Annotated in this window: 9 protein-coding genes; all 9 read left to right on the top strand. The window is 35.9% G+C overall.

Annotated features, from left to right (window positions below; all coding sequences use genetic code 11):
- Nucleotide 1: 1 nt before the first annotated feature.
- The gene (purM, locus tag BN1206_RS07175; protein WP_052543137.1) at nt 2-1,039 is read left to right on the top strand and encodes a phosphoribosylformylglycinamidine cyclo-ligase; all 1,038 of its coding nucleotides are present in this window, start codon (nt 2-4) and stop codon (nt 1,037-1,039) included.
- Between the two features lie 9 nt (nt 1,040-1,048).
- A complete protein-coding gene (gene purN / locus BN1206_RS07170; protein ID WP_013438441.1) occupies nt 1,049-1,645 on the top strand; it encodes a phosphoribosylglycinamide formyltransferase in 597 nt (198 codons plus the stop codon).
- A gap of 2 nt (nt 1,646-1,647) precedes the next feature.
- Nucleotides 1,648-3,189: a bifunctional phosphoribosylaminoimidazolecarboxamide formyltransferase/IMP cyclohydrolase gene (gene purH, locus BN1206_RS07165; protein ID WP_052543136.1), complete on the top strand. Its 1,542-nt coding sequence runs from the start codon at nt 1,648-1,650 to the stop codon at nt 3,187-3,189.
- 12 nt (nt 3,190-3,201) lie between these two features.
- Nucleotides 3,202-4,461, top strand: a complete 1,260-nt coding sequence (gene purD / locus BN1206_RS07160; RefSeq protein ID WP_022087247.1) for a phosphoribosylamine--glycine ligase — start codon at nt 3,202-3,204, stop codon at nt 4,459-4,461.
- A 192-nt stretch (nt 4,462-4,653) separates the two neighbouring features.
- Nucleotides 4,654-5,931: an AlbA family DNA-binding domain-containing protein gene (locus BN1206_RS07155; RefSeq protein WP_052543135.1), complete on the top strand. Its 1,278-nt coding sequence runs from the start codon at nt 4,654-4,656 to the stop codon at nt 5,929-5,931.
- 158 nt (nt 5,932-6,089) lie between these two features.
- Nucleotides 6,090-10,784, top strand: a complete 4,695-nt coding sequence (locus BN1206_RS07150; protein ID WP_052543134.1) for a type ISP restriction/modification enzyme — start codon at nt 6,090-6,092, stop codon at nt 10,782-10,784.
- A 4-nt stretch (nt 10,785-10,788) separates the two neighbouring features.
- Nucleotides 10,789-11,217 carry a hypothetical protein gene (locus BN1206_RS10145; protein WP_229265619.1) on the top strand — a complete coding sequence of 143 codons (429 nt, stop codon included), beginning with the start codon at nt 10,789-10,791 and terminating at the stop codon, nt 11,215-11,217.
- Nucleotides 11,218-11,687: 470 nt separating this feature from the next.
- Nucleotides 11,688-12,092, top strand: coding sequence for a hypothetical protein (locus tag BN1206_RS07140; protein WP_052543133.1), 405 nt, complete (start codon nt 11,688-11,690; stop codon nt 12,090-12,092).
- A gap of 298 nt (nt 12,093-12,390) precedes the next feature.
- A complete protein-coding gene (gene polA, locus BN1206_RS07135) occupies nt 12,391-15,054 on the top strand; it encodes a DNA polymerase I (RefSeq protein WP_052543132.1) in 2,664 nt (887 codons plus the stop codon).
- Nucleotides 15,055-15,062: the final 8 nt, after the last annotated feature.

The following is a 15,062-nucleotide window of genomic DNA, read 5'->3' as shown; positions in this document are numbered from 1 at the left end:
AATGAATCGTTATAAAGAAGCAGGTGTTGACGTCACTGCTGGTTACGATTTAGTCAATCGAATTAAGCCGATGGTAGCTGCAACCAAGCGTAAAGGCGTGATGGGCGGCATCGGCAGTTTTGGCGGGATGTTCGACTTAGAAGAATTAGATTATAAGCATCCAGTCCTCGTTTCAGGCACCGATGGCGTTGGTACTAAGTTGATGATTGCGCAAAAGATGCATAAAAACGACACAGTCGGTATCGACTGCGTGGCTATGTGTGTTAACGATGTCTTAGCCCAAGGCGCTGAACCTTTATTTTTCTTAGATTACATTGCATGCGGACATAACGATCCTGAAAAACTAGCTGATGTGGTTAAAGGCGTGGCTGAGGGATGCAAGCAAAGTGAATCTGCCTTAATTGGTGGTGAAACTGCCGAAATGCCTGACATGTATGAACCGCATGAATACGATTTAGCCGGTTTTTCAACAGGGATCGCTGAAAAAGAGGACATATTATCAAGTTCTTTAGCCAAAGCAGGCGATCATTTAATTGCCTTGCCATCAAGTGGCGTTCATTCAAACGGCTTCAGTTTAATTAGAAAAATTTTGTTCAAAGATCACGACGTTTCATTAAGCGACAAACCAGCAGAATTAGCGGGCAAAACCGTAGGCGAAACACTCCTTACGCCAACCAGAATCTATGTCAAAGCAGTTTTGCCACTAGTAAAAAAGCATTTAGTTCACGGCATTGCCCATATTACTGGTGGCGGCTTTATCGAAAACCTGCCTCGAATTTATGGCAATGACTTGCAAGCAGTGGTTAATAAAGGTTCGTGGCCTGTTTTACCAATTTTTGATTATCTGAAAAAACTAGGCGATTTAGATGAACGAGATTGCTACAACACTTTCAATATGGGCGTTGGTTTAGTTTTAGCCGTTCCAGTAGAAAACATTGCTGCAGTCAAAGAACAACTAAATCGCGAGAATGAAAAATTCTACGAAATTGGTCAATTAGTTGCACGCCCCGAAGGGGAAGAAAAGATCGTAATCAAATAGAGGAGAAAAATGAGAGTTGCTATTTTAGCTTCTGGGAATGGAACCAACTTTGAAGCTTTAACTAAACAGTTTCAAGCTGGCGAGATTCCTGGAATTGAAGCTTTAATGTTTTGCAATCATCCGAATGCTCCGGTAATTAAGAGAGCTGAAAGATTAGGCGTGCCATACGAAACTTTTTCCGTTAAAGAATGCGGTGGCAAAGATGCCTATGAAAAGCGTCTGCTAAAAGTTTTGCAAGATTATCAAATTGATTTCATTGTTTTGTCAGGGTATCTCAGAGTGGTTGGTCCCACGATTTTAAACGAATATCCAAATTCAATCATCAACTTGCATCCGGCACTATTGCCTAAATATCCGGGCCTTAATTCAATCGAAAGAGCTTTTGATGATTATAAAAAAGGCAAGATAAAAGAAACTGGCGTCACAGTCCACTTTATTGATGCCCATTTAGATCACGGACCAATCATTGCTCAACAGGCAGTACCAATTTATCCAGATGATACGGTTGATACGCTCGAAGCAAGGGTCCATGAGACAGAACACAAATTATTCCCAGCTACGTTAAGAAAAGTATTAAGTCAAAGAATGGAAAAGGAAGAAAACTAAAAATGAAACGTGCATTAATCAGCGTTAGTGATAAGACCAACTTGGTAGATTTTGCCAAAGGCTTAACCGAAAATGGCTATGAAATTGTTTCTACCGGTGGTACCAAGAAGACTTTAGATGAAGCTGGTATCAAGACAATCAGCGTTGAAGAAGTTACTAATTTCCCTGAGATTTTGGACGGTCGGGTAAAGACTTTGAACCCATATATTCACGGCGGACTTCTTGCTAAAAGAGACGATCCTGAACACATGGCAACTTTGAAAAAATTAAACATTCAGCCAATTGATCTAGTTTGCGTCAACCTTTATCCATTTAAACAAACGATCGAAAAGGCAGATGTTACTAGAGAAGAAGCAATCGAAAATATTGATATCGGTGGACCAAGCCTTTTACGTGCCGCTTCAAAGAACTATCAAGATGTTACTGTTGTAACCGATAAAGCTGACTACGATTTAGTGTTGAAGGAAATCGAAGAAAAGGGCAACACCACGCTTGAAACGAGAGCAAAATTAGCAGCTAAGGTGTTTAGAGCAACTGCCGCTTATGATGCAATTATTGCCAATTACTTAACTAAGCAAGTTGGTCTTGAAGATCCCGAAAAACTGACTTTGACTTATGATCTGAAGGAAAAGATGCGCTATGGTGAAAATTCACACCAAAAGGCGTGGCTTTACGAAGATGCGATTCCAAAGAGTTTCTCGATTTTGCAAGCACATCAATTGCATGGCAAGAAGCTTTCTTACAACAACATCAAGGATGCTGATGAAGCACTCCGCTGCATTCGTGAATTCCAAGATGAACCAACTGTTGTTGCAATGAAGCACATGAACCCATGTGGCATCGGCCGCGGTGACAGTCTTGAAGAAGCTTGGGACAGAGCATATGAAGCTGACTCAGTTTCAATTTTTGGTGGGGTAATCGCTTTAAACAGAAAAGTCGATTTAGCTACTGCTGAAAAGATGCACAAGATTTTCTTGGAAATCATCATTGCACCGGGCTTTGACGACGATGCACTTGCAGTTTTGGAAAAGAAAAAGAATGTCAGATTGCTTGAATTAGACTTTAGTAAGGAAAATGAGAAGACTCGTCCAGAAGTCGTTTCAGTTATGGGCGGTATTTTGCAACAAGAACAAGATACTTTGATTGAAAACACCGATGACTGGAAGGTTGTAACTAAGGCTGAGCCTACTGCAGCCCAACTCAAGACCATGATGTTTGCCTTAAAGGCAGTAAAACATACCAAGTCTAATGCGATTGTGGTTGCAAACGATGAAAGAACTCTTGGCGTAGGCGCAGGTCAACCTAACAGAATTGATTCCGCTAAAATTGCGATTAAACATGCTGGGGATGCCATTGATGACCGCGCAGTCCTTGCATCAGATGCCTTCTTCCCATTCAATGATTGTGTGGAATATGCGGCAAAGCATGGCATTAAGGCGATCGTTCAACCTGGTGGCTCCATTCGCGACAAAGACTCAATCGAGATGGCAGACAAGTACGGCGTTGCAATGGTATTTACAGGTTACCGTCACTTTAGACACTAATTGGTGAAAACGATGAAAGATGATTTAGTTTTATTGGTTGTTGGTTCGGGTGGACGCGAGTTTGCCGTGGCGAAAAAGCTGAAGGAGAGCCCACATGTGAAGACTGTGTATTGTGCGCCGGGCAATGTGGGGATGCAGACGATCGGTGTCGAGACCGTGCCAATTGAAGAAACTGATCTTGATGGCTTGTTGGAATTCGCTAAAAATAAAAAGGTCGATTGGACATTTGTTGGTCCAGAAAATGTCCTTTGTGCTGGCATTACTGACAAGTTTAATGAAGCTGGGCAAAAGATTTTTGGTCCTAACCAAAGAGCAGCACAACTAGAAGGTTCAAAAGATTATGCATTGCGCTTCATGAGCAAATACAATATTCCAACGGCTCGCTATGAAACTTATGCCAGTGCTGAAACTTGTATTGCAGGTTTGAAGAACTTCGATTATCCAGTGGTGATCAAAGAAGATGGTTTAGCTGGTGGTAAAGGTGTAACCATTGCTCAGAACCAAGACGTCGCTGAAGAAACGATCAGAGAAATGTTTGCTGGTGGCCAAACTGCTGTGGTCCTTGAAGAATGTCTAGTTGGTCCGGAATATTCAATGTTTGTGGTTGTTTCTGAAGATCAGTTCACCATTTTGCCAATGGCGCAAGACCATAAGCGAGTTGGCGATGGCGACAAGGGTCCAAATACCGGCGGTATGGGATCATATTCTCCTTTGCCACAACTGAAAAAAGAAGATCGTCAAAGAATGATCGACGAGATCGTGAAGCCAACTATGAATGGATTGGTTCAAGGAAACTATCATTATTGCGGTATTTTGTACATCGGTTTAATGATGACGGAGAATGGTCCAAAGGTCATTGAATATAACGTTCGCTTGGGTGACCCTGAAACTCAAGTTGTCTTACCTCGAATTAAAAATGATTTTGCAGAAGTGATCGATGCAGCGGTAAATCATGAAAAGCTGCCTGAAATTGAAGAAAACGATAGCTCTATCTTAGGCGTGGTTGTTTGCAGCAAAGGCTATCCAACGCATCCGGCACCTAATGTGAAGATCGGCAAGTTGCCTCACGGCACTAATACTTATATCGATTATGCCAACGTGAAAGGTAATTTGGATAATCTGATAGGTGATGGCGGCCGCCTGTTCATGGTGATTTCGGAAGCCGACAATCTAGTCCAGGCGCAGGATAATGTGTATTCTTATTTGAGTAAGCTTGATCTGCCAGATTGCTTCTACCGCCATGATATTGGCAATCGTGCTTTGAGAGATTAGATGTTTAAAGAAAGTCCCAGTTAGGGCTTTTTTGTTTTGGCTTAAATTGGTATAATTAATACGAACACTTGGTCATAGCGATAGGATCGATGATAGATTTTCTCCACGTAAGTGGAGGTTGTTTTAATAAAGAATAGAAAGACGGCTGTGTAGCCGTCTTTTTTGTAATCTATTTAGTTAGGAGGAATCACGTTGGTATTAAGTCAAGAAGCATTAGAAAAAATTATTAGTATGGCACCTGAAGAAAATGATCATTGGGATTTTAAACTCCAATGGTATAAGAAGAATGATCGTAATAATTTACTTTTAGACATTATAAATATGGTGAATACGCCACATCATGATGATTGCTATATTATTATTGGAGTTGATGATGATACCGGAGATATTGTTGGCGTAAAAAGTAATACAGGACGAATGAATAGACAAAATTTGCAGGATTTTTTAAGAAATAAACCCTTTGCACAGAATTTTTATCCATTGACTGATGTAAAAAGATACACAGTGTATAGTCCTACTGAAGGGAAAAATGTGAAAATCGATGTCATTATTATTTTTAATGAAAATAATGTACCAATATATTTGAATGAAGACCTCGAAGGTGAACCCATCTTAGATAAGAATGGAAAATTTGTTAGAAATGAAGATGGTACAAAGAAGAGAAAGCAAAAAATTAAGCAGGGACTAATTTATTCTAGAATTAACGATTCTAATACACCTATTGATAGTTCAACAAATGATGCACAAATGGAATTGTTGTGGAAGAAACGATTAGGATTGGATCTTAATATCTTTGATCGTTTTAAGCATTGCCTAAAAGAAACTAATAATTGGTTTTATACGGAAACGGAGGACAGACCCAAATATATTTATCAAATGAATCCAGATTTTGTGGTAGAGGAAGCAAAAGATAAGCGGGAAGAGTATAGAGCCCATTTCGTTTCTTGGACTCAAACATTAATGAATGTTCAAGTAGATTATAGGTGCATTCAGCTAAAGTATAGAGGGATAGTTATTAAGGAGTATGTAGCAACTGTGATGGATGGTGGAAGGTTTATTGCCTGTGATCCTAAAACCGGTAATATAGGCAATGATAATTTCTTTTATTACTATGTCAAAGATTCCTTACGCTATTTGGTTAATGAGATGATCAAATGTATTAGTTTTCCAAATAAAGCAACTCATAATTGGGAAGGCTATGATCAAATTAAAAAGAATCTAGTTGTATTTGAAAATAGTACTGAGTTGAGTATCCTGAAGAAAAATAAAAATTTACAAAATGAATTAAATCAAAAATATACTCCTAGTGATGGTGACATAACAAAATTATCTCGAAAGATTAATAATAATCGAGAAAGTGATGATAAGTTGTGGAACGATTCAAAAATTATAGCGGAACAATTTTTGATAGAAAAACATAATGCCATGGTAGTAAGCCAACATCTTAAAAGTAATAGCAAATTAGGCTAATGATATTGTTCTTTCGTATAAATTAGGGTTATTAATCAAAAGACACTTGATAAGTGTCTTTTTTAATATGAATTTTGATTCTCGTGTAAACGATATCCATAGATTCGTAATATTCATAATGTATAATTAACTTATATTTGGATATGGAGACTTAAATTATGGCAACATTTGATGAACTAGTTAAACAGGTAAATGATAATCTGACAAAAGAACGTGATCGAGGTACTGCCTTTGAAAAGATGGTAGTAGCTTATCTTAAGAATGAACCAGCTTATAAGCAAAAATTCCAAGATGTTTGGATGCTTAATGAAGTTCCAGCTGAGTATCACATTTCTAAAAAAGATACAGGTGTTGATATTGTAGCTAAAGATTATGATGGTAATCTTACTGCAGTTCAAGCTAAATTCTATAAAGGAAAAGTAAGTAAAGCTGGTATTGATTCTTTCGTTGCGGAAACTGGTAAGAAAGTTTACTCTGCTGGTATGCTAGTCTCATCAACTGATGACTGGAATAGAAATGCTAGAAAAACTTTAGATGATACAACTAAACCATTTACTGTTATTGGTTTAAGCCAACTACGTCATGCTGATTTTGATTGGCAAAAGTTTTCGTTTGCTAAGGAAAATACTAATCTTTCTAAAAAGAAACCTAAGAAATTAAGACCATATCAAGAAACAGCAATTAATAATTCTTTGAAGTACTTTAAAGAATATGATCGTGGAAAGTTAATCATGGCACCCGGAACAGGTAAAACCTTTACTAGTTTGAAGATTGCTGAAGCTTTAATGCGCGATCAAAAGAAGAAGCAATTTAATGTATTATATCTTGTTCCAAGTATTCAATTATTATCACAGACTCTATTTAGTTGGAACTCGGATATTTCTGATGATATTCACATGACTTCGCTTTCTGTTGTTTCAGATACTAAGGCTAATAAACAAAAAGATAAGAATGATGATGATTTAGGTGCAAGAGAGATAGGGTTCGAACCTACTACTAATGTTCAAGATTTAGTAGATCACTACAAGTTAATTGAAGAACATAATTTACCTAATGATATGCGAGTAGTATTTTCTACTTACCAATCTATTGATGTAATTAAGCAAGCTCAAAAAGATGGTTATCCTGAATTTGACTTAATTATTGCGGATGAAGCTCATAGAACTACTGGTGCGATCGCTGAAAAAGAAGGAGACACTACTTTTACTGAAGTTCACTCAAATACTAATGTAAAAGGTAAGTTGAGATTATATCAAACAGCTACTCCTAAGATTTATGATCAAAATGCTAAGAAAAAGGCAAAAGAAAACAGTATCGTTGTTTCTTCAATGGATGATAAATCTATTTATGGGGATGAAATTTTTAGATTAGGCTTTGGGGATGCAGTAGCTCAAGGCTATTTGACCGACTATAAAGTTTCTGTTTTAGCTGTTAGTGAATCTTACATTAACAAAGACATGCAAAAAATCATGTCAGCTGATAATCAGTTAAAAGTGGATGATATTGGTAAAATCATTGGTGTTTGGAATGCCATGGTTAAGCGCGATGGTATTACTGGGGAAATTGATGGTGCACCAATGAAACGTGCCATTGCATTTACTGATACTATTAAGCATTCAAAAATAATTTCTAATGAATTTAATCAAGTAGTTAATGACTATCTAGACTCAGATACAGATGATAATAGTATATCTGAGAACAGTTATCATGTTGATGTGCATCACGTTGATGGTGGTCTTAATGCACTGGAGAAGGAAAATGAAATTGATTGGTTAGGGAACGATGATATTGAAGACAATCATGCTCGTATTTTGTCAAATGTACGTTTCTTAACTGAAGGTATTGATGTGCCAAATTTGGATGCAATTATTTTCTTCAGTCCTAAAAAATCACAAGTTGATATTGTTCAAGCCGTTGGTCGTATCATGCGTAGAGCAGAAAATAAGGAATACGGCTATATTATTCTGCCAATTGTAGTAGCTGATGGTGTAGATCCTAATGTTGCTTTAGACAATGATAAAAAATATAAACAAGTATGGCAGGTACTTAATGCTTTACGTTCAACTGATGAACGTTTTGACGCAGAGGTTAATACACTTGATTTAAATAAAAAGAAATCAGATCGAGTTGACATTATTGGTGTAGATGGTAGTCCAAAAGAGCCTGTTCCAGAAGATGCTTATAAAAAAGAAGAACATGGAGCAGAACAGCTAGAACTTCCATTGCATTGGAAAGAAATGCGTAATGCATTTTATGGCAAAGTAGTACAACACGTTGGTGATAGAAGATATCTTGAAGACTGGTCCAAAGATGTAGCTGACATTGCTAAAATGTACGTCCGTAGAATTAATGATTTGATTGATAGTAATCAAGGTGCAAAGTTAGCATTTGATAAATTCCTTAAATCATTGCGTTACAACATTAATGACTCAATTTATCAAGAACAAGCAGTAGAAATGCTTGCTCAACACTTAATTACAGAGCCTGTATTTAATGCTCTATTTAGTGATTATGACTTTGTAAGAAATAATGCTGTTTCTAAGTCTATGAATGATATTATTTCTGCTTTTAAAGTCTTTGGCTTTGCAAAGGAACAGAAACAACTAAAACCATTCTATGATTCCGTTAAATTACGTGCTTCTGGTATCGATAATATTCAAGGTAAACAGACATTTATTATCCAGTTGTACAATAATTTCTTTAAGACGGCATTTCCACGAGTAACTGAATCAATGGGGATTGTGTTTACTCCAGTTGAAGTAGTAGATTTTATTATCCATTCTGTTGATTGGGCTTTAAATAAATATTTTGATAAGTCATTAGCAAGTAAGAATGTGCATATTCTTGATCCATTTACTGGTACAGGTACATTTATTACTCGGACTCTATATTATTTAAAGCAGCAAATGGATGAAGGTAAAATTACTTATGATGATATTTTAAGTAAGTACATGCATGAATTACATGCAAATGAGATTGTACTTTTAAGTTACTATATTGCTGCTATTAATATCGAAGCAGTGTTTGATGAAGTTAATGGACCTGATCGTGGATATAAACCATTTGAAGGAATCGTTCTAACTGATACTTTTGAAAGTACAGAACGTCAGGATACTCTTGATGATGATATGTTTGGAACAAATAATGAAAGATTAAAGAAGCAACAAGAAGTTCCTATTACTGCTATTATTTCTAATCCACCTTATTCAGTTGGACAAAAGAATGCTAATGATAATAATCAGAATATTCATTATCCTAAATTAGAAGAGCAAATTGAAAAGACATATGTGGCGGAAAGTACATCTAATTTAAGTAAAAGTTCATATGATAGCTATATTAAAGCTTTTAGATGGGCAAGTGATAGAATCGGAAAACAAGGTGTAATTGGCTTTGTTACTAATGGAAGCTATTTAGACAGTAATAGTACTGATGGATTAAGAGCATCATTATATAAAGAGTTCAATCATCTATATATTTATAATTTACGTGGTAATCAACGTACTCAAGGGGAGGAATCACGTAAAGAAGGCGGAAAAATATTTGGTTCCGGTAGTAGAGCACCTATAGCAATAAGTATTCTTATTAAGGACAATTCTAATAAGCATGAACTTTTGTACTGGGATATCGGAGATTATTTATCTAGAAAAGAAAAATTAAGTATTATTAAAAAGAACGGTTCCATAGGTAAGATGGACTGGGGGGTTTTAAAGCCTGATCAATATAACGATTGGATTAATTTAAGGGATCCTAATTATCAAAACTATCCATGTATTGCTGGAGAAAAAGATTCCCCATTTTTATCTAATGCAGTTGGTATAAGTACTAACAGAGATATTTGGGTATCAGGTTTTTCAAAAAAAGCTGTTTTAGCTAATACTCAGAAATTAATTAATAACTATAATGTGGAACTAAAGAAAAATGGTGGTAAAGGGAAAAAGTCTGATATGCGAGATCCATCTAAAATAAAGTGGACAAGAGGGCTAGACAATAAATTTAAAAAAGGAGAAAAATTAAGCTTTAATTCTCAGAACATAAGGCTTGAAATGTATAGACCATTTGTTAAAAAATGGCTCATGTATGATAAAGCTGTTGTTGAAATGCCTGGTCAGTATTATGAAAAATGGGGAAATAGTAATTGTGCAATTTATACTACAGGTAGAAGTATAAACCGACCTTTTTCAGCCTTTATAACAAATATATATCCTGATATCCAACTAGAGATGAATGGACAAGGCTTTATTAGGTATAATAATCAAGTTTCCACCGAATTAATTCCGAATAAAGATAATGTAAATGAATTGTTTGCTCAGAAATATAAAATCAAAAAAGAAGATATTTTTCCTTTTATCTATGCATTATTGAATTCGCCTGATTATCAAAAGTACTATGCTAATGATTTAAAGAAGGATTTAGCAAGAATTCCTAATGTAATACCCAAAGAAGAATATATAAAAATTGGAAAAAAGTTAATCAATCTTCATCTAAATTATGAAAAAGTTCCTGTTTATGATAAAGTGACAATCGCTAAAACAGGCAATGATTATAAAGTAACTAAGATGAGAATTGATAAGAAATTCAAAGATAGATCAGTTATTATTTTTAATAATGATATTACTATATCTGATATCCCTAAGAAAGCATATCAATACATAGTAAATGGCAAATCAGCAATTGGATGGATTATTGATCAATATAGAATAAAAGCGGATAAAAAATCGGGTATTGTGGATGATCCTAATGAGTATAGTGATGATCCTAAATATATTTTTAATTTATTATTGCGAATTATTAATGTATCTGTTCAGACAGTTGATTTAATTAATCAGTTGCCTCCTTTAGCAATAGAGAAATAGTACCATGCCGATATTCACTAGATATAGATTAAGTGGCAAAGTAGTCGAATCTCGATTTATAGATTCAGATGAAATTACACAACACAAATATAGTATTCTAGGTCAAAAAGCTAGAATTACTACGAATGATGGTAAAGTCTACGAAGGCTTTGCAGATGAGCCTTATCATACTGGAGAAGGAAACAGCCTAACTTTAATGTGGTATGACACGGATTATAAAACAGGACATCTAAGAAGCAGTAATATGGTTACCATATTTATACCGATAGGCATTGTTGCTAAGATTGAAGCAATCTTATACAGTAATCCACGTTGGGGCCTTCCACCATTTAATGAATTTTTGTTTAGTAGTGAGATAAAGCGTTGTGAGTTTAAACCTGATGATGAGTTGAAACAATTTATTAGAGACTTTAATAAAAAACATCAAAAATAAGATTGATAAATTTCTACTTGTAACTACTATTCTTAGTTGATATCTTTTGATATAATTTTATGAGTAGAAAACAAATGTTTTGTTTAAAATCTTCATTTAACTCGTGAAAAATGTAAATAAATCCTGATAAAAACAGGCCGTTTGCAAAAGCTGCTTTTTTATCTAATCTAAGAGGAATGTAAATATAGCAAACAATGGCTTAAAGTCTTCACGACGTCAATTTTTTATCTAACTCAAGAGAATTACAAATAAATATATTTACAATAAAAAAGGCGATTCCTTAGTGGAAATCGTCCTTTTTTGCGTATACAGAACAATATGGAGTATTTAAAGCTAATTCATATACTAAGTTTAATTTACCAATTATCGTTACTGATCCCGATGAAATAAAAAATATAGATACCTTAACGGTCGGATTTAAGGCTATTAAAAGAACATTATTTAGAAATACAGATAAACAATCTTATTATGTGACTTATAATGTTAAGAATTTACTACAGGATTCACGTTTTAAGAAAGGATATAATAACGAAATAAAAATTTTCATTACTATAAGTGAGATTTTAAATAGTGAAAAACTAGAAGATGCTTTTTTGTATGATGAATTATCTAAGTTAGATATAATTCTGGGAGAGTTGAAGAATAGTGAAATAAGTGATCAAGCATTATCCGATATAGTAAATATGTATAAATACTTAATTGAAAATAAAACTATGCTTTCAGTTGAGGTGAAAAGTTTATTACGTGATATTATGAAAAGATCTACATTGGGTTTTGCCACTGAGAATTCTCAAAAAAGAAAAGACTTAATGCTAGAAATAAAAAAAGACTTTAGTAAAATTTCTGATAGAACTATAACGTCAACTAAATTTTAAGCTAAAAGTTTATATTTGATCTGATATAATAATTAAGAACCTAATTTTAAGATTGTTGTTAAAACAATTTTTAAAATTATGGTCGCATTTATATGAGTGCGTGGATTGAAATCAATATATGCTTTCTGTTATTCCTTTTAAAGCTAATTGTAGGCTAATCAGAAAGGTTAATATTTAAAGGCTCCATAAAAGTGGAGCTTTTTTCTTTTCGATTAAACTTCCTATTAAAAGATTACCCTTGAAACTGGTAAAATAGATAAGTAAGTATAGAGAACAATTTTTATAAAGGGGGAATAAAATGGCAGATAAAAAATTACTTCTAATCGATGGTAACTCTGTAGCTTTCAGAGCCTTTTACGCTCTTTATCGTCAACTAGAATCTTTCAAGAGTCCAGAGGGCCTGCACACTAATGCCATTTATGCTTTTAAGAATATGCTTGATGTCCTTTTGAAGGACGTTGAGCCAACCCATATTTTGGTAGCTTTTGATGCAGGAAAAGTCACTTTTAGAACAAACATGTATGGAGAATATAAAGGCGGACGTATGAAAACTCCAGAAGAGCTTCTCGAGCAAATGCCTTATATTCAAGAAATGCTTCATGACTTGGGTATTAAAACTTATGAATTGAAGAATTACGAAGCAGATGACATTATTGGTACTTTTGTCGATAAAGGTGAGAAGAACGGCTTTACTACTACTGTCGTGACTGGTGACCGTGACTTGACTCAACTAGCTTCTCCAAGCACTACTGTTGAAGTAACCAAATCAGGAGTTTCTCAACTTGAAGCCTACACACCTGAACATATGAAGGAAATTAACGGCGTCACTCCAACTGAATTCATTGATATGAAGGCTTTGATGGGGGATAATTCCGATAATTACCCTGGTGTAACTAAAGTTGGTCCTAAGACTGCATCACGTTTGATTCAAAAATACGGTTCCGTTGAAGGGATTTACGATCATATCGACGAAATGAAGAAGTCCAAGCTGAAAGAAAACTTGATCAACGATAAGGACAAAGCATTTTTAGCTAAAAAGTTAGCAACTATTGACCGTGATTCACCGATAACTCTGGATATTGATGATATAAAACGTCAGCCAGTTGATTATGAAAAGCTGCGTCAATTCTATGAAAAGATGAACTTCCGCAAGTTCTTAGCTGACCTAAATGCTTCAGGTGCTGGTCAAGATAGTACTGAAGTTGAAAAAGTAGAATACATCGTTTTAAACGACGACAACGTTAAGGATGTTAATGCTACTGAAGATGATACCATTGAATTTTACTTGGAAATGCTTGGTGCCAACTATCACCTAGCTCCTTTTGTTGGCTTCAGCTTGAAGATTAACGACAAGATCTACGTTTCAAGAGACGTTGAATTGCTTGAAGAAGATAACCTCAAGCACCTCTTAGAAGACGAAAAGATCAAGAAGAACGTCTTTGACTTAAAGCGGACCATGGTTGGGGCCCATCGTTTAGGCATTCACACTCACGGCCTTGATTACGACATGCTTTTGGCATCCTATTTGATCAATAATGAAAATAACTCTAACGACCTTGGTGAAATTGCTCACCTTTATGGTGATTACTCCGTTAAGACTGACCTCGAAGTTTATGGCAAAGGTAAGAGTGAACACATCCCTGATGACGATGATGAATTATTCAACCACTTAGCTTCCAAGGTCAACGCCATTGAATCACTCAAGAAGACTCTGCTTGAAAAGCTCAAAGACCACGAACAAGATGCCTTGTTTGATACGATCGAAATCCCAACCGCGCGCGTTTTAGCCAGAATGGAAATGAATGGGATGAAGGTCGAAGCAAGTACTTTAATTCAACTGCAAAATGAATTTGCCGTTAAATTGAAGGAACTCGAAGACAAGATTTATGGCCAAGCCGGTGAAAAGTTCAACTTGAACTCACCAAAGCAATTAGGTCACATTTTGTTTGAAAAGCTTGGTTTGCCAGTCATCAAGAAGACCAAGACTGGTTATTCAACTTCAGTTGAAGTACTTGATCAATTGAAGACGCAAAGCCCAATCGTTAGCGAAATTTTGGACTATCGTCAAATTGCCAAGATTCAATCTACCTATGTAAAGGGTCTGCTTGACGTCATTCAACCAGATGGCCGCGTGCACACACGTTACTTGCAGACTTTGACTGCCACTGGTCGTCTTTCCAGTGTGGATCCTAACTTGCAAAATATCCCTACCCGTACCGAAGAAGGAAAGCAAATCAGAAAAGCTTTCGTGCCAAGTGAACCAGACGGCTACATTTTCTCTTGCGACTACTCACAAGTTGAACTTCGTGTTTTAGCTCATGTTTCTGGTGATCAAAACATGCAAGAAGCCTTCAAGACCGGTTATGATATTCACTCACATACCGCGATGAAGATTTTCCACTTGGATTCACCTGATCAAGTAACGCCACTGATGCGTCGTCACGCTAAGGCTGTTAACTTCGGTATCGTTTATGGTATTTCCGATTACGGTTTATCCAAGAACTTAGGCATTTCTAGAAAACGTGCTCAAGAATTTATCGACAACTACTTCGAACAATATCCTCAAATCAAGGATTACATGGATAAGGCTGTGCAAGAAGCGCGTGACAAAGGCTATGCCGAAACAATTATGCACCGTCGCAGATACTTGCCAGATATTCACGCTAAGAAGTACACTGTGCGTGCCTTCGCTGAAAGAACCGCAATCAACTCACCAATCCAAGGCTCAGCTGCCGATATCATCAAGATTGCTATGATCAACATGCAAAAGAAGCTTGATGAATTGCACCTTAAGACCAAGATGGTTGTTCAGGTGCACGACGAATTGATTTTTGATGTGCCAAAAGACGAACTGGAAACAATCAAGAAGATCGTGCCCGAAGTAATGCAATCAGCAGTTAAGCTTGATGTGCCATTAATCGCTGATTCTGGTTGGGGCCACAATTGGTACGATGCAAAGTAGGTGATTAG

It is taken from the genome of Lactobacillus sp. OTU4228 (assembly GCF_001006945.1).
Classification (GTDB): domain Bacteria; phylum Bacillota; class Bacilli; order Lactobacillales; family Lactobacillaceae; genus Lactobacillus; species Lactobacillus amylovorus.
The sequence above is the reverse complement of the archived record's forward strand: the minus strand, read 5'-3'. Positions and strand labels throughout refer to the sequence as shown.

What these genes read in the sequence shown, in the direction of transcription:
- BN1206_RS07150 (WP_052543134.1), top strand. Translation starts at nt 6,090, where the DNA reads ATGGCAACATTTGATGAACTAGTTAAACAGGTAAATGATAATCTGACA.
- BN1206_RS10145 (WP_229265619.1), top strand. Translation starts at nt 10,789, where the DNA reads ATGCCGATATTCACTAGATATAGATTAAGTGGCAAAGTAGTCGAATCT.
- purN (WP_013438441.1), top strand. Translation starts at nt 1,049, where the DNA reads ATGAGAGTTGCTATTTTAGCTTCTGGGAATGGAACCAACTTTGAAGCT.
- purD (WP_022087247.1), top strand. Translation starts at nt 3,202, where the DNA reads ATGAAAGATGATTTAGTTTTATTGGTTGTTGGTTCGGGTGGACGCGAG.
- purH (WP_052543136.1), top strand. Translation starts at nt 1,648, where the DNA reads ATGAAACGTGCATTAATCAGCGTTAGTGATAAGACCAACTTGGTAGAT.
- polA (WP_052543132.1), top strand. Translation starts at nt 12,391, where the DNA reads ATGGCAGATAAAAAATTACTTCTAATCGATGGTAACTCTGTAGCTTTC.
- purM (WP_052543137.1), top strand. Translation starts at nt 2, where the DNA reads ATGAATCGTTATAAAGAAGCAGGTGTTGACGTCACTGCTGGTTACGAT.